At 71.5% G+C, this 18,302-nt stretch carries 21 protein-coding genes; 6 read left to right on the plus strand and 15 right to left on the minus strand.

The window, feature by feature from the left end; all coding sequences use genetic code 11:
• Nucleotides 1–76: 76 nt before the first annotated feature.
• The 13 genes from ACFQUZ_RS21040 to ACFQUZ_RS21100 are packed head-to-tail and all read right to left on the minus strand — an operon-like array spanning nt 77 to nt 11,437.
• Complete coding sequence (locus ACFQUZ_RS21040) at nt 77–505, minus strand: PIN domain-containing protein (protein WP_377444859.1); 429 nt, start codon at nt 503–505, stop codon at nt 77–79.
• On the minus strand, nt 502–720 hold the full coding sequence (locus ACFQUZ_RS21045; protein ID WP_377444861.1) for a type II toxin-antitoxin system VapB family antitoxin: 219 nt from the start codon (nt 718–720) through the stop codon (nt 502–504). Before ACFQUZ_RS21045 ends, ACFQUZ_RS21040 begins: the two co-directional genes overlap by 4 nt.
• A 29-nt stretch (nt 721–749) precedes the next feature.
• The gene (locus ACFQUZ_RS21050) at nt 750–1,778 is read right to left on the minus strand and encodes an amidohydrolase family protein (RefSeq protein ID WP_377444863.1); all 1,029 of its coding nucleotides are present in this window, start codon (nt 1,776–1,778) and stop codon (nt 750–752) included.
• Nucleotides 1,778–2,302, minus strand: coding sequence for a 3-hydroxyanthranilate 3,4-dioxygenase (locus tag ACFQUZ_RS21055; protein WP_377444865.1), 525 nt, complete (start codon nt 2,300–2,302; stop codon nt 1,778–1,780). The genes ACFQUZ_RS21050 and ACFQUZ_RS21055 overlap by 1 nt, the downstream gene beginning before the upstream one ends.
• Nucleotides 2,299–2,721 carry a RidA family protein gene (locus tag ACFQUZ_RS21060; protein ID WP_377444869.1) on the minus strand — a complete coding sequence of 141 codons (423 nt, stop codon included), beginning with the start codon at nt 2,719–2,721 and terminating at the stop codon, nt 2,299–2,301. The genes ACFQUZ_RS21055 and ACFQUZ_RS21060 overlap by 4 nt, the downstream gene beginning before the upstream one ends.
• Nucleotides 2,718–3,488, minus strand: a complete 771-nt coding sequence (locus ACFQUZ_RS21065) for a 2-keto-4-pentenoate hydratase (protein ID WP_377444995.1) — start codon at nt 3,486–3,488, stop codon at nt 2,718–2,720. Before ACFQUZ_RS21065 ends, ACFQUZ_RS21060 begins: the two co-directional genes overlap by 4 nt.
• Nucleotides 3,489–3,535: 47 nt before the next feature.
• Entirely contained in the window at nt 3,536–4,597 is a 1,062-nt protein-coding gene (gene dmpG / locus ACFQUZ_RS21070; protein WP_377444871.1) for a 4-hydroxy-2-oxovalerate aldolase, read from the minus strand.
• Entirely contained in the window at nt 4,594–5,538 is a 945-nt protein-coding gene (locus ACFQUZ_RS21075) for an acetaldehyde dehydrogenase (acetylating) (protein ID WP_377444873.1), read from the minus strand. Before ACFQUZ_RS21075 ends, dmpG begins: the two co-directional genes overlap by 4 nt.
• On the minus strand, nt 5,535–6,371 hold the full coding sequence (locus ACFQUZ_RS21080) for a 2-keto-4-pentenoate hydratase (protein ID WP_377444876.1): 837 nt from the start codon (nt 6,369–6,371) through the stop codon (nt 5,535–5,537). The genes ACFQUZ_RS21075 and ACFQUZ_RS21080 overlap by 4 nt, the downstream gene beginning before the upstream one ends.
• The gene (locus ACFQUZ_RS21085; protein WP_377444998.1) at nt 6,368–7,849 is read right to left on the minus strand and encodes a 2-hydroxymuconic semialdehyde dehydrogenase; all 1,482 of its coding nucleotides are present in this window, start codon (nt 7,847–7,849) and stop codon (nt 6,368–6,370) included. The genes ACFQUZ_RS21080 and ACFQUZ_RS21085 overlap by 4 nt, the downstream gene beginning before the upstream one ends.
• Nucleotides 7,850–7,872: 23 nt before the next feature.
• On the minus strand, nt 7,873–9,216 hold the full coding sequence (locus ACFQUZ_RS21090) for an FAD-dependent oxidoreductase (protein ID WP_377444878.1): 1,344 nt from the start codon (nt 9,214–9,216) through the stop codon (nt 7,873–7,875).
• The gene (kynU, locus tag ACFQUZ_RS21095) at nt 9,213–10,517 is read right to left on the minus strand and encodes a kynureninase (protein ID WP_377444881.1); all 1,305 of its coding nucleotides are present in this window, start codon (nt 10,515–10,517) and stop codon (nt 9,213–9,215) included. Before kynU ends, ACFQUZ_RS21090 begins: the two co-directional genes overlap by 4 nt.
• A gap of 20 nt (nt 10,518–10,537) precedes the next feature.
• Nucleotides 10,538–11,437, minus strand: coding sequence for a tryptophan 2,3-dioxygenase (locus ACFQUZ_RS21100; protein WP_377445001.1), 900 nt, complete (start codon nt 11,435–11,437; stop codon nt 10,538–10,540).
• Nucleotides 11,438–11,582: 145 nt separating this feature from the next.
• Between ACFQUZ_RS21100 and ACFQUZ_RS21105 the strand changes: the two genes are divergently transcribed.
• The 3 genes from ACFQUZ_RS21105 (at nt 11,583) to ACFQUZ_RS21115 (ending at nt 13,526) form a co-directional block, all read left to right on the plus strand.
• Nucleotides 11,583–12,026: an Lrp/AsnC family transcriptional regulator gene (locus ACFQUZ_RS21105; RefSeq protein ID WP_377444884.1), complete on the plus strand. Its 444-nt coding sequence runs from the start codon at nt 11,583–11,585 to the stop codon at nt 12,024–12,026.
• Nucleotides 12,027–12,139: 113 nt separating this feature from the next.
• Nucleotides 12,140–12,655 (plus strand): hypothetical protein, encoded by a 516-nt coding sequence (locus ACFQUZ_RS21110; RefSeq protein ID WP_377444886.1) that lies wholly within the window; start codon nt 12,140–12,142, stop codon nt 12,653–12,655.
• A 13-nt stretch (nt 12,656–12,668) separates the two neighbouring features.
• Nucleotides 12,669–13,526: a class F sortase gene (locus tag ACFQUZ_RS21115; protein WP_377444889.1), complete on the plus strand. Its 858-nt coding sequence runs from the start codon at nt 12,669–12,671 to the stop codon at nt 13,524–13,526.
• Nucleotides 13,527–13,528: 2 nt separating this feature from the next.
• Here ACFQUZ_RS21115 and ACFQUZ_RS21120 read toward each other — a convergent pair whose 3' ends face one another.
• Nucleotides 13,529–14,062: an HNH endonuclease gene (locus ACFQUZ_RS21120; RefSeq protein ID WP_377444892.1), complete on the minus strand. Its 534-nt coding sequence runs from the start codon at nt 14,060–14,062 to the stop codon at nt 13,529–13,531.
• Nucleotides 14,063–14,253: 191 nt separating this feature from the next.
• Between ACFQUZ_RS21120 and ACFQUZ_RS21125 the strand changes: the two genes are divergently transcribed.
• From ACFQUZ_RS21125 to ACFQUZ_RS21135, 3 genes are all read left to right on the plus strand, one after another.
• Complete coding sequence (locus tag ACFQUZ_RS21125) at nt 14,254–15,444, plus strand: mechanosensitive ion channel family protein (RefSeq protein WP_377444895.1); 1,191 nt, start codon at nt 14,254–14,256, stop codon at nt 15,442–15,444.
• Between the two features lie 239 nt (nt 15,445–15,683).
• Nucleotides 15,684–17,096: an MFS transporter gene (locus ACFQUZ_RS21130; RefSeq protein WP_377444898.1), complete on the plus strand. Its 1,413-nt coding sequence runs from the start codon at nt 15,684–15,686 to the stop codon at nt 17,094–17,096.
• A gap of 60 nt (nt 17,097–17,156) precedes the next feature.
• A complete protein-coding gene (locus ACFQUZ_RS21135) occupies nt 17,157–17,591 on the plus strand; it encodes a globin (protein WP_377444901.1) in 435 nt (144 codons plus the stop codon).
• A 48-nt stretch (nt 17,592–17,639) separates the two neighbouring features.
• On the opposite strand, the gene ACFQUZ_RS21140 is transcribed toward ACFQUZ_RS21135, so the two are convergent.
• Nucleotides 17,640–18,290, minus strand: a complete 651-nt coding sequence (locus ACFQUZ_RS21140; RefSeq protein WP_377444903.1) for a YbjN domain-containing protein — start codon at nt 18,288–18,290, stop codon at nt 17,640–17,642.
• Nucleotides 18,291–18,302: the final 12 nt, after the last annotated feature.

Genomic DNA, 18,302 nt, shown 5'->3' on the forward strand with positions numbered 1-18,302 from the left:
CAGTCGTGCTTCACGTTAGCGGAGGCCAGGGACCGCCGTGCCTCGGGGTGGCGATCCGCCGCGCCGGGCAGCGTGCTTATGACAGTGTGCCCGCCGGGGCCACCCACTCGGACCGTGGTCCTCCCACCGCCGCGATGAGGTCGAAGTCGCGGTCGTAGTGCAGGACGGTGGCCGAGTATTCGGCGGCTACCGCGGCGACGGTCAGATCGACAGGGCTGGCCGCCCGGTGGTGTCCCTGGGTCGCCAGGGCGATGCTTAGGTCCCGAGCCCGAGTCGCGACGGCAGAAGTGATCGGCAGATCGATCATGAGTTGGGCCCGCTTGGCACGGATCGCGATTGCATCCCGAGGATCGCGAGCACTGCGCCCGTCCTCCAGGTCCAAGGGCAGGCAGGTGGCGGCCAACCGTTCCGCGACTATCAGTTCCAGCCGCTTGGCAACAAGCGGCTGCCGCAGCCTGGCCCAGGCGGAAGTATCGATGAGGAGCAAACCGGTCGGCCTACTCACGCCGCGTCGCGCCGGACGGCTGGCGTCTTGTCGTCATCGACGATGTCCGTCCAGTCACGATCGATGGCCATCAGCTCCCGGACCGCCTCCAGTCGAGCACTTCGCTCGGCCACCAGCCGCAACGCGGCGTGGATGGTGTCCTTCTTACTCTTGGTCCCCAATTCTTGGCGAGCCTGTTCCAGGAGTTCGTCGTCAAGGTCGATGACAGTCTTCATGACCAAGACTATATACCGCTTGGTTAACTTTATATACGGGGCTTGCCGAGGAAACGCAGCGCGTTGCCAGACAGGATCTGGTCCCGCTGGGTCTCGGTGAGGAAGTCCGCCCGCCGGACCACCGCGCCGGCCGGCCGCTCCCCGAGCGGGTACGGGTAGTCGCTGCCCAGCATGACCCGGTCCACCCCGAGCGTGTCCACCAGCAGCCGCAGTGCCGGCGGGCTGAACACCACCGAATCGACCGAGAAGCGGTCCACGTACGAACTGGGCGGCGCGGCCGAGTCCCCCCGGACCAGGTCGCCGCGGCGGTGCCAAGCGTTGTCCGCGCGCCCCAGCCAGAACGGGAGACTGCCGCCGCCGTGCGCGAAGCAGATCCGCAGCGATCGGGACACCCGGTCGAACACGCCACCGAGGATCATCGAGAGCGCGGAGAGGTGGGTCTCGGCCGGCATGCCGGTCAGCCAGCGGGCCATCCACCGGTCCAGCCGCGGACCGCCCGGCATGTCCCATGGGTGGACGAACACCGGCGCCTCCATCGCGGCGCAGTGCTGGAGGAAGGTCACGATCCCCGCGTCGTCCAGATCCCGGTCGCCGACGTGGTTGCCGATCTCGACGCCGGCGTGCCCGGCCGCAAGGCAGCGATCCAGCTCGGCGCAGGCAGCGTCCGGATCCTGCAACGGCACCTGACAGAAGGGCACAAAGCGGTCACCGCCGGCTGCGGCAAGCTCCAGCACCTTGTCGTTGAAGATCCGGGCGACCTTGACCGCCTGCCCGGTCGGACGCTCATAGGAGAAGAAGACCGGGGTAGGTGAGATCACCTGCACGTCCACCCCGTCGGCGGTCATGTCCGCCTCCCGGGTCGCCGGATCCCAGCAGGCGGCGCCGATCGGCCGGAACTCCGTCTCGCCCACCATGATCATGGCGTCGCGCTCGGAGTCGACGCGGAGCCAGGGCCAGCCGGACCCGCCGCACATCGCGTCGAGATCCGGCCAGCCCTTCGGTACGACGTGCGTGTGCACGTCCACCACCGGCGAACCGGGTGCGTCCCGCAACGCCATCAGCCCTTGCCCGGATGCAGGGTGCCGCACTTGTCGCAGGTCCGGGCCGCCTCGTCGGCATAGAACGCCTGGAACACCGGGGGGAGGTCGGCGGCGATGTCGCGGACCTGCAGCTCCACCTCGTGCACCTTGTTACCGCACTCCGGGCAGTACCACTGGAACTTCTCCAGCGTCCCCGGCTCCCGCACCCGCTCGACCACCATCCCGATCGAACCGGGCTCGGGCCGCTGCGGCGAGTGCGGCATGTCGCGCGGCAGCATCCACATCTGCCCCTCCCGGACGTGCACCGTCCGGGGACCCTCGGGCGTCATCAGGTTGACGTGCATATTGCCCTTGACCTGGTAGAAGAACTCCTCGTACGGGTCGACGTGGAAGTCGGTGCGCTGGTTCGGCCCGCCGACCACCATCACGATGAAGTCGCTCTGGCCGGGGAACATCTCCTTGTTGCCCACCGGCGGCTTGAGCAGGTGCTGGTGCTCGGCGATCCAGCCGGGGAAGCTGAACGGCTCGGCGATCTCGGTCACGACCCACCTCCAGGAAGTACGGCTACGGCCTGAATCTCGATGAGCAGGTGCGGATGCGGCAACTGGTGTACGGCCACCGTGGTCCGGGTCGGGCCGGTGGCGTCGAAGTACTCGGCGTAGACCTCGTTGTAGCCACCGAAGTCGTTCATGTTGACCAGGTACGTGGTCACCTGGACCAGGTCTGTCAGCTCCGCGCCGGCCGCGCGCAGCAGGTCGCGGACGTTCTCGATGACCGCCCGCGTCTGCTCCCGGATGTCCAGCGACACCGTCCCGAGTTCGTCGGCCGTGGCACCGGCGATCGTGTTGTCCGGCCGCCGGCTCGACGTACCCGAGACGAAGACGAACCCGCCGGCGACTTTGACGTGCGGAAACGCCCCGCGCGGCACCGCCTTCCCCGCGACGACCCGCCCACCGGTCACGACGCCGCCCCCAGCGACGCCGCCCGCAGCGACGCGGTGCCGAGCTTCTCGACGACGGCCCGGACGTGCGCCCCCGGCCGCAGCGGCACCGCGGCGGTCGCCGCCCCGGCGAGGAATACCCAACCCGACTCCAGCCGCACGCCGTGCCGGCCGGCCAGCCGGATCCCCTCGGCCAGCGCCCGGCGCGGGTCGCCGAGGATCGCAGCCGTCGAGCCGACCTGGGCCACCCGGCCGTCGATCTCCAGCAGCACGCCCAGGTTGTCCAGGCCGTCCGGCACCGGCGACCACGGTCCCACCACGAACGCCGCCGCGGAGGTGTTGTCCGCGATCACGTCGGGCAACGAGAATCGGAAGTTGGCGTACCGGGAGTCGATCAGCTCGATCGCGGGGGCCACCGCGCGCACCGCGTCAGCGAACGAGCCCAGCGGCTCGTCCGGCTCGGGCACCCGGTCCACCAGGAAGGCGACCTCCGGCTCGACCCGAGGATGGATGTACGCGGAGACGTCGACCTGCCCCCCGTCGGGCACCCGCATGGCGTCGGTGAGCCGCCCCCAGATCACCTCGTCGACCCCGACCTGGGCCATCTTGGCCCGACTGGTCAGCCCCATCTTCAGCCCCGCCAGGCGTTCGCCCCGGGCCAACCGGCGCCGCAGCAGCGCGTCCTGCACCGCGTACGCGGCGTCGGTGTCCAGCCCGGCCTCGGCGGCGAGCTGGGCGATCGGGGTCGCCGAGTCGGCCGCCACCCCCAGCCGCTCGGCGAGCGCCACCGGGTCAGCCGCGCTCGCCGGGTCGGCCGACGCCACCGGTTCCGCGGTCACCGGTTCGCCTCCCCGGCCAGGTCCAGCGCCACATCCACGATCATGTCCTCCTGCCCGCCGACCATCCGCCGCCGGCCCAACTCCACCAGGATCGACCGGACGTCCACGCCGTACCGCGCCGACGCCCGCTCGGCGTGCCGCAGGAAGCTGGAGTAGACCCCGGCGTACCCCAGCGACAGCGTCTCCCGGTCCACCCGGACCGGCCGGTCCTGGGTCGGCCGCACCAGGTCGTCGGCCGCGTCCATGAGCGCGAACACGTCGCAGCCGTGCCGCCAGCCGTGCAACTCGGCGACCGCCACGAAGACCTCCAGCGGCGCGTTGCCGGCGCCGGCGCCCTGCCCGGCGAGCGAGGCGTCCACCCGGACCGTCCGCCCGTGGGTGGCCCCGGCGTCGGCCGGACCGGCGCCGAGGATCCGGCCGTGCTCCACCGCGACCACGCTGTTCGCCACCCCGAGCGAGAGGTTGTGGTGCGCGTGGATACCGATCTGCGTCGCCGGGTCGAGCACCTGCCGGTAGGCGTCGACCCGTTCGGCCACGTCGGACATCAGCAGCCGGCCGCCGGAGTCGGTGACGTAGACGCAGTGCGCCCCGTACGACTCCATGAGCCTGGCCTGGGCGGCCAGCCCGGCCGGGTCGTTCATGTGGGACATCATCAGGAAGCCCGAGACGTCCATGCCGTTCTCCCGGGCCCACGAGATGTGCTGGGCGGAGATGTCCGCCTCGGTGCAGTGGGTGGCGATCCGGACGCTTGTCACCCCGAGGTCCCGGGCCGCCCGCAGGTCGGCGATGGTGCCGATGCCGGGCAGCAGCAGGGTGGTCAGTTTCGCGGTGGTGAGCACCTCGGCCGCCGCCGCGATCCACTCCGCGTCGCTTGCCGCGCCGTGGCCGTAGGTGACGCTGGACCCGGCGAGCCCGTCCCCGTGCGCCACCTCGATCGCCGCCACCCCGGCCGCGTCCAGCGCCGCCGCGATGGCACGGACCTGGTCCACGGTGTAGCGGTGGGCGACGGCGTGCATCCCGTCGCGCAGTGTCACGTCCTGGATGTAGAGGTCCGTCACGAGGTCACCCCCGCCACCGGTCGCGAGCCGCGCAGCGCCGCCAGCCGTTCGCCGGTACGCAGCGCGGCCGACGTCATGATGTCCAGGTTTCCCGCGTACGCGGGCAGGTAGTGACCGGCCCCGGAAACCTCCAGGAAGACGGAGACCTGCAGCGCGTCCAGCCGCCGGCCGAGGCTCGGCAGGTAGGCGTCCACCCGGTCGAACTGCACGTCCTGCTTGAGCCGGTAACCCGGCACGTACTCCTGGACGGTGGCCACCATGTCGGCCACCGACGCGGCGATCGCGGCGCGGTCGGCGTCGACGTCCGGGCAGAGGCAGAAGACGGTGTCCCGCATCAACAGCGGCGGATCCGCCGGGTTGAGCACGATGATCGCCTTGCCCCGCTCGGCGCCGCCCACCACCTCGATGGCCCGAGCCGTGGTCTCGGTGAACTCGTCGATGTTGGCCCGGGTGCCCGGTCCGGCGGACTTCGAGGCGATCGAGGCGACGATCTCGCCGTACGCCACCGGGCTGACCCGGCCGACGGCGGCGACGATCGGCACGGTGGCCTGCCCGCCGCAGGTGACCATGTTGACGTTCCGCTCGTGCAGGTGCTCGTCGAGGTTGACCGGCGGCACCACGTACGGGCCGAGGGCGGCCGGGGTCAGGTCGACCACAGTCCGGCCGTGCGCCGCAAGCACCGCGTCGGTGTGCCGGTGCGCACCGGCCGAGGTGGCGTCGAAGACCAACGCCACGTCGGCGAACTCGGGCAGCGCCACCAGTCCCTCGACGCCCTCGGCGGTGGTCGCCACGCCGAGCCGGCGGGCCCGGGCCAACCCGTCGGAGGCCGGGTCGATGCCGGCCATCGCCACCATGCGCAGGCTCTCACTGAGCCGGAGCACCTTGATCATCAGGTCGGTTCCGATGTTGCCGGAACCGATCACCGCCACCCCGACCGTCATGATGAAACCTCTCGCGAAGAGAAACAGGTCCGCACCGACCCCAGCCCCGAGATCCGCGCCTCGTACGCCGCACCGGGCGTCACCGGCACCATGGGGCCGAGTGCCCCGGAGAGCACCACTTCCCCGGCGCGCAGCGGGTCGCCGGCGCGGGCCAGGGTGCCGGCCAGCCAGGCGAGCGCGTGCAGCGGGTTGCCCAGGCAGGCCGCCCCGGCGCCCACCGACACCGGCTCGCCCGCGTGCTCCAGCACCATGCCGCACAATCGCAGGTCCACGTCGGCGAGCCGGCGCGGGGCCGTTCCGAGGACGAACAGGCCGCTGGAGGCGTTGTCCGCAACGGTGTCCACGATGGAGATGTCCCAGCCGGCCACCCGGGAGTCGACGACCTCGATGGCCGGCAGCAGGTGGTCGACGGCCCGGACGACGTCCACAGTGGTCACCCGCTCGTCGGTCAGGTCGGTCCCGAGCACGAAGGCTACCTCGGCCTCGACCCGTGGCTGGAGCAGTCGGGCCAGGTCGATCTCGTCGCCGTCCGGCACCGCCATCGCGTCGGTAAGCACCCCGAAGTCGGGCTGGAAGACGCCGAAGCTCTCCTGCACCGCCCGGGAGGTCAACCCCACCTTCGCACCAACCCGGCGCTGCCCGCCGGCCAGCCAGCGCCGCACCTGGCGCTGCTGCACCTGGTACGCCGACTCGATATCACCGGCCGGCAGCAGCCGGTCCCGCAGCGGCGGGCAGGGCTTGCCCTCGTCCCGGGCGGTGTCCAACTCGGCCGCCGCCCCGTCGATGTCGACCTCGCCGTGCTTGATGATCCACGCGGCACTTCTCGCGTTCATGTCAGGTCCACGCAGACGTTCGTCAGTTCGGAATAGAAGTCGAGTGAGTGCACGCCGCCCTCGCGACCGATGCCGCTGGCCTTCACCCCACCGAACGGGGTACGCAGATCGCGCAGGAACCAGGTGTTCACCCAGACGATGCCGGCGTCCAACCGGGTGCCGGCGCGGTGCGCCCGGCCCACGTCCCGGGTCCACACCGTGGCCGCCAGGCCGTACTCGGTGCCGTTGGCCACGGCGTACGCCTCCTCCTCGTCGTCGAACGGCGCCACGTGCACAACCGGTCCGAAGATCTCCTCCCGGTTGGTCCGGGCGTCCGGCCCGAGTCCGGTCAGCACCGTCGGCTCGACGTACGCGCCCCCGTCGCGGGCGTCGCCGAACCGGGGCGTTCCGCCACCGGTTCGCACCTCGGCTCCCTCGGCCCGGGCCAGGTCGTAGTGGCCGAGCACCTTGTCCCGGTGCTGGTGCGAGATCAGCGGCATGTTCGCGGTGGCCTCGTCGGCCGGCCAGCCGTACGACAGTTCGCCGGCACGCTTGGCCAACCGCTCGACGAACTCGTCGAAGACCGGCCGCTGCACGTACAACCGCTCGGTGCACAGGCACACCTGACCGCCGTTTGTGAAGCTGGACCGGACCGAGCCGGCGATCGCGGCGTCCAGGTCGGCGTCGGCGAAGACCAATCCGGCGTTCTTGCCGCCCAGCTCGAAGGAGACCGCCTTCACCCCGTCCGCCGCGGCGCGCATGATGGCGCTGCCGGTGGCCGACTCGCCGGTGAAGGTGATCGCGTCCACCCCCGGATGCCGGGTGAGGAACTCCCCCGCCGAGTCCGGGCCGAAGCCGTGCACCAGGTTGAACACCCCGTCCGGTACGCCGGCCGCCGCCATCACCTCGGCGAGCAGGGTGGCCGACGCGGGCGTCTCCTCGCTGGGCTTCACCACGACGGCGTTCCCGCAGGCCAGCGCTGGGGCCACCTTCCAGGTGAGCAGCAGCAACGGAAGGTTCCACGGGACCACCACGGCCACCACCCCGACCGGTTTCCGGACGGCGTAGTTGAGCGCCCGTCCGCCGGTCGGGGTCACCGTGGTGAACGACTCGGCCGGCGCGGTCGCCACGATCTCGGCGAAAGTCCGGAAGTTCGCCGCCCCGCGCGGGATGTCCAACGTGCGGGCCTGCGCGATGGCCTTGCCGGTGTCGGCTACCTCGGCCGTGACCAGATCGTCGAAGCGCCTGTCGAGTTCGTCGGCGATCCGGCGCAGCAGATCGGCCCGGTCCCGTTCGCCGCTCCGGCCCCACGGCCCACGCAACGCGGCCCGCGCGGCGGCCACCGCGCCGTCGACGGTCCCAGGGTCCGCCTCGGCCACCTCGAAGACCGGTTCACCGGTGACCGGGCTGTGCTTGGCGAACCGCCGCCCGGTGTCGACGAACTCGCCACCGACGAAGTTGCGCAGCAGCCGGGGCCCGTCCGGGGCCCGGCCGGTCATCAGCCGCGGATCCCAGCCCCCGGTCACCCGCGCCTCCCTCGGCTGATGGCGGTGCCGGCCGCGCCCAGCAACAGCGCGACCGCCCCGGCGGCCACCGCGCCGAGCGCCCGGTGCTGCCGGCGGGTCCGGCGCCGAACCTCGGCGTACGGGGTGGTCGAGAACGACACCAGTTCGTACCGGGAAACGTACCGGCCGGGCAGGGCCCGTTCCAGTGCGTGTTCCACCCGGCGACCGAGCTGGAACATCGGCGAGGCGACCTTGTCCCGCATCTCGACGAAGTTGTCAAGCGCCATCTGGGCGATGGCCTCCACGTTCTCCTGGCGCCGCCGCTCGAACAGCGGCAGCGCCGCCGTCCAGTCGTCGCCGCAGTCGTCCAGGCACCGGTCCAGCTCCACCACGTCCTCGAAGGCGCAGTTGGCGCCCTGGCCGTAGAACGGGACGATGGCGTGCGCCGCGTCGCCGAGCAGCGCCACCGTGCCGCCAACCTGCCACGGTCCGCAGCGCACCGTGCCGAGCAGTCCGACCGGGTTCTGCTGGAAGTCGTCCACCAGGTTGGGGGCCAGTGGTGGCAGGTCCGGATAGTGGGCGGCGAAGTGCGCCTCGATCGCCGCCGGACTGCTCAACGAGGCGAAGCTCGCCGTGCCGTGGGTCGGCCAGAACAGGGTGCAGGTGAACGACCGGTCCGGATTCGGCAAGGCGATCATCATCGAGGTGCCGCGTGGCCAGATGTGCAGCGCCTCGGGATCGAGCGCGTAGTCCCCGCCGATCGGGGGGATGGTCAACTCCTTGTAGCCGTAGTCGAGGAAATCGAGGCTTTCGGTAAGCGCCCCGTACCCGAGGAGTTGCCCGCGCACCGCGGAGCCGGCGCCGTCGGTGCCCAGGACGACCGCCGCGGCGGCCGGGTCCTTGCCGGCCGGTGTCTCGAACATCATGTCGCCGGTCGCCGGATCGAGGCCCACCAGCCGGTGGTCGAAGGCGATCCGGACGCCCGGCGCCGCCTCGGCGGCGTCCAGCAGCGCGTTGTTCAGCGCCCCCCGGCTGATCGAGTTGATCGCCCGATCCTCGGTGGCGCTGTATGGCTGGAACGTCGTCTCCCCCGTCACCGGATGGATCATCCGACCGCGCATCGGCAGCGCGTCCGACATGACCTGCTCGGCCAGCCCGATCCGGCGCAGCGCGTCCAGACCCCGCTCGGAGAGTGCCAGGTTGATCGAACGACCCCGCTCGACCTGACCGGTACGCGGGTCACCCCGCCGCTCGTAGAGCGCCACCCGGTAACCCCGCCGGGCCAGGAAGCAGGCGAGCAGGCAGCCGGCCAGACCGGCCCCGACGATCGCGACCTCGTCGTCGCGTCGCGTGTCAGTCACAGTCGTCCCTCCACCGTTTCGGCGAGCGCCGTGGCCACCCGCCAGCAGTCGTGGTACGTCGAATAGAGCGGCACCGGAGCGAACCGGATGATGTCCGGTTCCCGGGCGTCGGCGATCACGCCGTGCTCGTGCCGCAGCCGCCTGGTCAGCTCCCCGGTGCCGCCTCCGGTCAGCCGCACCGACAGTTGGCAACCCCGCCGCTCGGGTTCCCGTGGGGTGACCACCGTCAGCGGCCGGGCGGGGACGACCTCGTCGAGCAGCCGCTCCAGGAATCCGGTGAGGCGGCGGCTGCGGGCCCGCAACGCGTCCATGCCTACCGTGTCGAAGACTTCCAGCGAGGTCCGGACCGGACCCATCGCGAAGATGGGCGGGTTGGAGAGCTGCCACGCCTCGGCGGTGGCCGGCGGCCGGGACACCGGCGCCATCTCGAATCGGGTGGCCGCGTCGGTCCCCCACCAACCGTCGAACCGGGGCAGGTTCGGATCGTCCAGGTGCCGTTCGTGGATGAAGGCGGCGGCCAGCGCGCCCGGGCCGGCGTTGAGGTACTTATACGAGCACCAGGCCGCGAAGTCGACGTCCCAGTCGTGCAGCCGCAGCGGCACGTTGCCGGCGGCGTGCGCCAGGTCCCACCCGGCCACCGCGCCGGCCGCCCGGGCCGCCGCCGTGATCGTCGGGATGTCCATCAGCTCGCCGGTCAGGTAGTTCACCCCGCCGAACAGGACCAGCGCCACCCGGTGGCCCTCGCGGGCCAGGTAGTCGCAGACGTCCTCGGTGCGCAGGGTCTCCTCGCCCGGCCGGGGACGCAACCGCACCACCGCCTCGTCCGGGTCGAGGCCGTGGTACCGAACCTGGCTGCGCACGGCGTAGCTGTCCGACGGGAACGCGGTGTCCTCGATCAGGATCCGGTGACGTTCGCCGGCCGGCCGGTAGAACGACACCATCAACAGGTGCAGGTTGACCGTCAGCGAATTCATCACCACGGTCTCCGCGGGCCGGGCGCCGACCAGTCGCGCCGCCGGCTCGGTGAGCAGATCGTGGTACGCGATCCAGGGGCGGTCCGCGTCCAGGTGGCCCTCCACGCCCAGCAGCCGCCAGGCGTCGAGATCGGCCAGCAGTTCGTCGCGGGTCGCCCTGGGTGGCAGGCCGAGCGAGTTGCCGGCCAGGTAGGCGACCTCGGGATACCGGCCGCCGTCGGCCGGCGGGATGTGGAACAGGTGCCGGTGGCCGGGATCGGCCTCGTCCAACCGGCGGGCCTCGGCCTCGTCCAGCCGGTGGGCGTCGCTCTCGGGGGTGCTGGGCATGACGCGTATTCTCCCGCCGGTCACATGCCGGTGCGAGCGGACCACAACTCGGGGAACACCACCCGGGCCATGCTGCGCTGCAACCAGGTCAGTCCCGCCGAGCCGCCGCTGCCGACCTTCGCGCCCATGGTGCGCTGCACGGCCTTGACGTGGTGGTACCGCCAGTCGCCGAACTGCTCGGCCACCTCGGCCAGCGCCTCCCCGAGCAGCCGCAGGTGGTTGTCCGGGCCCTCGTCGGCATACACCGCCAGCCACGCCCGTTCGACGGCCTGACTCGGCTCGTGCTCCCGGGAGTAGTCCCGGTGCAGCACCTCGTCCGGCACGTGGTGGCCGCGCCGGGCGAGCAGCGCCAGCACGTCGTCCCACACGCTGGGGGCCGCAAGGGTGTCGACAAGTTCGGCGTACTCGGTGCTGGTCCGCCGGAACGGCCGGATCAGCGCCGCGTTGCGCAGCCCGAGCAGGAACTCCAGGTGCCGGTACATCGCCGACTGGAAGCCGGAACCCTCGCCGAGCTGGTCGCGAAACCGGTTGAAGTCGATGGGGGTCATCCAGCGCAGACCGCGCCAGGCGGCGTTCAGCCCCTCCAGATCCAGCGCGGCCCGGCGCAGCGGCGCCAGCGCGCCCCACACGTCGTCGGCCCGCAGCAGGCGCTGGGTCTCCCGCAACTCGAAGCAGGTGAGCTTGAAGTACAACTCCATGATCTGGCTGATCATGAGGAACGACATCTCGCCGGGGTCGGAGGTAACCGTCCGTTGCAGCCGGTGCAGGTCGCTGGCCCGCACGTACGCGTCGTACGGCACCAGGTTGTCGAACTCCAGGGTCGGGTCGCCACCGTTCGCCGCCGCCCGGGCCTCGCGTTCCGCCGCGGTGGCCGGTCGCACCGGGGCCGGATCGGCCGCCCGCAGGTCCGTGCTCTCCACCATCGTGTCCCTTCTCGTCCGGGTAGCGTTCATGTTCTCCCGGTCGGAGCGGCGGATGGAATGCCGGATCAACGGCGCTCGGGCCGCCCCACCGTTGAACATGAGGCCGCTTGCCGGGATCGCTTAATGAAGGGAAAGTGCCGGCGTGGACGAGATGGACTGGGCGCTGCTGCGCGAGTTGCAGGCCGACGCGCGGCTGTCGTACAGCGAACTGTCCCGCCGGGTGCACCTGTCGCCCCCGGCCGTGGCCGAGCGGGTCCGCCGGCTGGAGGAGTCCGGGGTGATCAGCGGCTACCACGCGCATGTCGACCTGCCCCGGGCCGGGCGCACCGTGATCGCCCTGATCCGGATGTTCTGTTACGGCCCGCGCTGCGTGCTTCGCGACCCGGAGGTCGCCGGCTGGCCGGAGATCCTGGAGATCCACCGGATCACCGGTGACGCGTGCAGCGTGCTGAAGGTGGCCGCCTCGACCATGGACGCGTTCGAGGGGGTCATCGACCGGTTGGCCCCGTACGGTCAGCCGGCGAGCACGGTGGTGCTTTCCACGCCGTTGTCCTGGCGACCGATCACCCCCCTCGCCCCCGGATAGGTCCGGTTGCCAGCCCGTCCCGGGTGTCCCGGCGGGTCCACGGGGAACACAGCCGGCCGATGAGGGCACCCACGCACCGCCCGGTCATCCGGCCGGCGCGGAGAGGGGGGATCATGCGGGGCCTCGAATTCCTGTGCCGGCTGCTGCGCACGGCGACGGCGGCGGTAGCGCTGCTCGGCGCGCTGCTCGTCGTGACGAACGCTCCGGCGCGGGCACAACAGACCACCACGGTCGATGTGACGCCCAACGCCGTCGAACCGGGCGGCCGGGTCAATATCCGGGCCAACTGCGCCGACGCCAACAACCGGCAGGCGTCCGTGGAGTCCGACGCCTTCGGTCGGGTCTTCCTGCAACCGGACAACAACGTGCAGACCGGGTCGGCCACCGTTCCGGGCAACAAGCCGCCGGGTCAGTACCCGGTCAACCTCACCTGCGCCAACGGCAACACCGCGACCACCACGCTCACCGTGGTCAACATGACAAAGCCGTCCCAGGGTCCGGCGACCGGCGGCGGCGGCACGGCGGGCGGGGCGGCCGGTCCGATGGTGATCGCCGGTGGGCTCGGCATCGTCGTGCTCGGGCTCGGCCTGGGGCTGTTCGGTCGGCGCCGCCGTCCGCACGCGGGTTGACCCCCACGCGCGGATGACGGCGCCGGTTGCCCGACCGCCCCGGCGCGCGGTCCTGACCCGGACCGTGCGGCAGGTGCTGCTCCAGTCCGGCGCGGCGAGCATCACCACCCAGGATCCGACGGACTACGTACCGCCGGGGACGCTGCCGGTACGCCCGCCACCGGCACCGGTCGGTGGGCGGCGGCGCCCCGCCAACCCGTTCGCGCTCGGCCGGGGGCCGGTGGCGCACGGATCGCTGAACTGGCGGGTCCGGCCGCGCCGCCGGCTCGGCCCGCGGCGCCCGATGGCCGTCGTGCTGGTGCTTGTCGGCATCGTTCTGGCGATCGTGGGCTACCAGCAGGTCACCGGGACGTCGCTGCTCGCCGGTCTGTATCCGGAGCCGGGTGAGCCGCCCCGCAGGTTCCCGATGCTGGCGGCCAGCGAGCCCACCCGGATCGCGGCCCGGTCAATCGACCTCGACGCCCCGCTGACCTCGGTGGGCCTGGCCCCGGACGGCACCATCGCCGCGCCACCGGACGACCAGCCCCAGGTGGCCGGCTGGTACGACCAGAGCCCGACCCCCGGTCAGTACGGCCCGTCGGTGCTCGTCGGCCATGTCGACACCCGGACCGGACCGGCGGTGTTCCACCAGCTGGGCCGGCTGCGAACGGGTGACCGGGTGGAGATCGGCCGGGTCGACGGCACGGTGGCGATCTTCCAGGTGACGTCCACGAAGCGGTACGACAAGGAGCGGTTCCCGGCGGACCAGGTGTTCGGCGACTTCGACCGGCCCGGGTTGCGACTGATCACCTGTGGCGGCCGCTGGGTCGGCGGCCAGGTCGGCTACGCCGACAACGTGGTCGTCTACGCCACCCTGGTCGCCGCCCGTTGAGGTCAGGCCGCCTCCGGCTCCCGCAGGTCCAGCCAGTCCGCCCAGCGTGGGTCGGGCGCCCGGTGACCGAGCACCCGCCAGGCCATCCCCTTCGGAGCCGCCGGCACCGTGTGCAGCCGCCACCCCAACTCGGCAGGCGTCCGGTCGCCCTTTGTGTGGTTGCACCGGGCACACGCGGCGACCACGTTCTCCCAGGCGTGCCGCCCGCCCCGGCTGCGCGGGAACACGTGGTCGATGGTCTCGGCCGGTCCCCGGCAGTACGCGCACCGCCAACTGTCCCGGGCGAAGATCGCCCGGCGGGACAGACCGACGTGGGTGCGGTACGGCACCCGGACGAATCGGGTCAGCCGGACCACCGACGGGACCGGCAGCGCGCTGCGCGCGCTGTGCAGGATGCCCTCACCGTCGCAGACGCAGATCGCCTTCGCGGACAGGACGAGGATCGCGGCTCGACGCACCGACACGACACAGAGCGGCTCGTAGGTCGCGTTGAGCACCAACGCACCGGAGCCCGCCATGGGTCGTATGTCAGGCATCGCGCTCACCCTCCCGGGTCAGTGTCCTCGTCCGCTCCCGTCAGCTGCCCGTCGACCGCGGCCCGGTCCCCGTCCAGACCGCGGCCGACGCCGGCAGATCACCGGCGTCCGTGCGCCCATCGTCCCCGATAGGTGCCGCGATTGCACGTACTAATCCCGGCCATCAATCCCAACGATGCGGTGAAGGTTTCATGACCGGGTGGTTCGACGGCCCGATCGGGCGGGTGGAGTCACCGCTTCTGTCCGGTTGGTGCCCGCCGGCAGGTTGGTGGCGGTGCGGGCGGGTCGGTGGGCCCCGGGACCGGCGCGTGCGGTACGAAGAAGCGGTGAGTCCCGTGCCGACCCCCGCCCCGACGTCGCCGTCCGGCGATCTCTTTCCGAGCCCGAGCGCCGACTGCCGGAGCGACAGCTGGTGCCAGCAGATCCTGGACTGGACCGGGTCGGAGTGGTTCGCCCAGAGCAGCTACTGGCTCCTGCTCAAGCCGCTGCGCATCCTGCTGATCCTGCTCGGCGCGATCCTGGTCCGGTACCTGCTGCACCGTTCGATCAAGCGGCTGGTGCGGACCACCAGCCACACCGCGACGCCGGCGATCCTGCGTCCGTTGCGCGAGCGGCAGCCGGCGGCGGACGATCCGGGCGCGTTCGTGCCGGAGCGGCGGCGGCAGCGCGCGGAGGCCATCGGGTCGGTGCTGCGCAGCGGCATCACGGCCGTGGTCTTCACAATCGCGGTGCTGACCATCCTCAGCGAGCTGAACTTCAACCTGGGTCCGCTGCTGGCCAGTGCCGGGATCGCCGGGGTGGCCATCGGCTTCGGCGCCCAGACCCTGGTCAAGGACCTGATCGCCGGCCTGTTCATGCTGCTGGAGGACCAGTACGGGGTGGGTGACACGGTCGACCTGGGCGAGGCGACCGGCATCGTGGAGTCGGTCGGGCTGCGGGTCACCACGGTGCGGGACGCCCGTGGTGTGCTCTGGTACATCCGCAATGGGGAGATCATTCGGGTCGGCAACAAGAGCCAGGGCTGGGCCATGGTCATCGTCGATATGCCGATCGGTTTCGCCAAGGCCGAGGTGGCCACCGGCATCCTGGCCGCCGCGGCCGCGACGGTGGCGGTCGACCCCGAATTGACGCCGTCGATCGTGGAACCGCCCGAGGTGCTCGGCGTCGAACAGATAACCGTGGACGGGGCGACCATTCGGACGATCGTGAAGACCACCGCCGACGGGCAGTTCGCGGTCGCCCGGGAACTGCGTCGCCGGCTCGCCGAGGCGCTGGACACGTCGGGGATCAGCGCCCAGATCGCCGCGTCCCGCATGTTTCCCCGGCCGGCCACACCGCCCGGCGAGCCTGGCACGGACACCGGTCAGGGCGGCGCCACCTGACCCGTTGATCCTTCGATCGTCGCGGAACGGAGGGGGTCGCGTACTGCGCGGTGGGTCAGGTATCGTCCGTTCGTTCAGTCGGCGATGCGACGAACCGCCCATTCGCACTAGCCGTTCGCCAGACGATCGGGCAGAATCCGGGACATGCTCCTTTCGGAGCGTCACGAATAAGTCGCTGATCGGTACGTCTGACAGCGTTTTTCGACGGCTCCCGCACGAGTGGTCAGCGGTCGGGAACGATGGAGGCTCCGGTGTCGGATGAAGAGCACGGTCCCGAGCGGCGGACCACCTTTACCGAGGTGTTCGCCGAATCCGAGTACCGAGCCCTCTTCACCGCATCAGCCCTCGTCTGGGTAGGCGACTACATCGCCCGGGCCGCGGTCACCATCCTGGTATACCAGCAGACCTCATCGGTGGCCCTGTCCGCGGCCGCCTTCGCGGTGAGCTACCTGCCCTGGCTGGTCGGCGGCCCGGTGCTTTCCGCGCTGGCCGAGCGGTATCCGTACCGCTCGACGATGGTCGTGTGCGACATCATCCGGATGGTTCTGGTGGCCCTGATCGCCATTCCGGGCATGCCGGTCTGGGGCATGTTGGCATTGCTCTTCCTGACCACCCTGGCCAATCCGCCGAGCCAGGCGGCGCGGTCGGCCACCCTGCCGCAGATCTTCCCCGACGACCGGCTGGTCCTCGCCCTCTCCGTGAACAGCAGCAGCGGGCAGGTCGCCCAGGTGATCGGTTACGCTGCCGGGGCCACCATCGCCGCCTTCAATCCCGCCGTGGCGCTGCTGATCAACTCGGCGACCTTCGCGGTGTCCGCGCTGTTGATCCGGTTCGGTGTGCGGCTGCGCGCGGCGGTGTCGACCGGTGAACCCCGCCATCTCATCCGGGAGACCGGCGAGGGTTTCCGGATGGTGTTCGGCACCCCGGTGCTGCGCGCCATCGCGGTGGTCGTCTTCGCCTCGATGCTCTTCTCGATCGTGCCGGAGGGGCTGGCCGCGGCGTGGGCGGATGACCTGACGACCACGGAGGCGGGCCGGGGCGCCGCTCAAGCGATCATCATGGTCAGCAACCCGGTCGGCTTCATCCTCGGCAGCCTGGTGGTGGGCCGGTTGCTGCGCCCGGCGACGCGCCGGGCCATCGTTCGGCCGTTCGCCATCCTCGGCCCACTCATGCTGGTCCCGGCCCTGCTGAATCCGTCCCCGGTGGTGGTGGCGTTGCTCTCCGCCGCGAGCGGGTTCGCGGTTGCCGGGATGTTGCCGGTGGCCAACGGCCTGTTTGTCCAGGCCCTGCCGGAGGGCTACCGGGCCCGGGCCTTCGGCGTCATGAACACCGGGATGCAGGTGATCCAGGGCGGCGCCGTGTTGCTCACCGGCGTTCTCGCCGGCTGGTTCGGGATCGCCGACGTGGTGGGCTGGTGGTGCCTCGCCGGTGTCCTGCTGATGGTGGTCCTCACGAGGTACTGGCCCAGCGACGCCCGGTTCGACGCGGCCATCGCGGCGGCCAGGGCGCCCCGCCCCACCCAACCTGCGCACGCCCAGGACGGCCCGCCGTCGAGCAGCAACGGCCAGCACCTGCCGGCGCAGGGTACGGCCGGGGAGGTGCGACCGGACGCGACCCGGACCGGCCCGACGACCGACGCGAGGGCACACTGATCCGTCCCGCGAGGACCGACGCCCCCGTCGCCCGGGCCGGGCGCCTGGCAGGATGGAACGGTGAATCCGTACGGGGAGAATGCCCAGCCGCCGAAGACCGCGACCTTCTTCGAGGCGGTGGGCGGCGAGCCGACCTTCCGCAAGCTCGTGGACGAGTTCTACGCCGGCGTGGCCCACGACCCGCTGCTCCGCCCGATGTATCCGGAGGCCGATCTCGGTCCGGCGGCGGAGCGGCTGACGCTGTTCCTGATGCAGTACTGGGGTGGTCCGAACACCTACTCTGCCCAGCGTGGCCATCCGCGGCTACGGATGCGGCACGCACCCTTCCGGGTCGATGCCGCCGCCCGGGACGCCTGGCTGCACCACATGCGCCAGGCGGTGGACAGCCTCGACCTACCGGCGGACCAGGCCGCGACCCTCTGGGACTACCTGGAGCGGGCGGCGTACTTCATGGTTAACGTCGGGCCCGAGGACGAACTGGGCATGGCCCACTGAGGCGCGGATCCGTCGCCGTGCCGACGCGCGACCGAGGTCGCGCGCCCGCTAGAGCAGGGCTCCCTCGTCGTGCAACCAGTCGACGAATGCGGTAGCCGCGCGAGCGGCGTTCTCCACCACCTCGACCAGCAGGGCGTCGTGGGTACCGGACCGGAACGGCACCTGCAGTTCGATGTAGATGGGCAGCTGCCCGTGCCCGGTGGGGTCACCGACGTACGCCTTGCAGTACCGCTCGGTGTGGTTCCACTCGTTTACCACCCGATAGGCCCGGTCCGCCCAGTCCGGCGGCACGGTGGAGTGCGGGCGGGCCCGCATCACCAGGATCTCGTCCTCCGGACCCTCCAAGGTGAACATCAGCGCGTGCCGCTGCCAGAGAGCGAGCAGGCTGGCCTCGCCGTCGGCCAGGTAGCTCATCTCCAGCCGGTCCAGCGCCCGGCCCACCCGGTTGATGGTCAACGGGGCCACCACGGCCGCCGTCGGGTCGGAAACGGACACGGTGGCCCGGTCGGACCGACCGGTGGCGACGCAGTCCGTCCGCCCGCTCGCGACACATCCCGTCCGTCCGGCGGCGGTGCAGTCGTGGTCCGGCTCCCGTGGTGCGGGAGGTCCCACCCGGATCGCGCTCTCAAGAGTTGTCCTGCTGCGAGTGTCCAGCTCTCCGCCTCCGGGCTGACCGGGGCGCCACGACCACCACGGCATCACGCGCACCTC

The organism is Plantactinospora sp. GCM10030261 (genome assembly GCF_042666615.1).
Taxonomy (GTDB): Bacteria; Actinomycetota; Actinomycetes; order Mycobacteriales; family Micromonosporaceae; genus KBS50.

Excerpts from the sequence above, each read along its gene's own strand:
- ACFQUZ_RS21120 (WP_377444892.1), bottom strand. The coding sequence starts at position 14,062 with ATGCCTGACATACGACCCATGGCGGGCTCCGGTGCGTTGGTGCTCAAC.
- ACFQUZ_RS21050 (WP_377444863.1), bottom strand. The coding sequence starts at position 1,778 with ATGGCGTTGCGGGACGCACCCGGTTCGCCGGTGGTGGACGTGCACACG.
- kynU (WP_377444881.1), bottom strand. The coding sequence starts at position 10,517 with ATGCCCAGCACCCCCGAGAGCGACGCCCACCGGCTGGACGAGGCCGAG.
- ACFQUZ_RS21080 (WP_377444876.1), bottom strand. The coding sequence starts at position 6,371 with ATGAACGCGAGAAGTGCCGCGTGGATCATCAAGCACGGCGAGGTCGAC.
- ACFQUZ_RS21085 (WP_377444998.1), bottom strand. The coding sequence starts at position 7,849 with ATGACCGGCCGGGCCCCGGACGGGCCCCGGCTGCTGCGCAACTTCGTC.
- ACFQUZ_RS21115 (WP_377444889.1), top strand. The coding sequence starts at position 12,669 with ATGACGGCGCCGGTTGCCCGACCGCCCCGGCGCGCGGTCCTGACCCGG.
- ACFQUZ_RS21110 (WP_377444886.1), top strand. The coding sequence starts at position 12,140 with ATGCGGGGCCTCGAATTCCTGTGCCGGCTGCTGCGCACGGCGACGGCG.
- ACFQUZ_RS21045 (WP_377444861.1), bottom strand. The coding sequence starts at position 720 with ATGAAGACTGTCATCGACCTTGACGACGAACTCCTGGAACAGGCTCGC.
- ACFQUZ_RS21125 (WP_377444895.1), top strand. The coding sequence starts at position 14,254 with ATGACCGGGTGGTTCGACGGCCCGATCGGGCGGGTGGAGTCACCGCTT.
- ACFQUZ_RS21140 (WP_377444903.1), bottom strand. The coding sequence starts at position 18,290 with ATGCCGTGGTGGTCGTGGCGCCCCGGTCAGCCCGGAGGCGGAGAGCTG.
- ACFQUZ_RS21130 (WP_377444898.1), top strand. The coding sequence starts at position 15,684 with ATGGAGGCTCCGGTGTCGGATGAAGAGCACGGTCCCGAGCGGCGGACC.
- ACFQUZ_RS21075 (WP_377444873.1), bottom strand. The coding sequence starts at position 5,538 with ATGACGGTCGGGGTGGCGGTGATCGGTTCCGGCAACATCGGAACCGAC.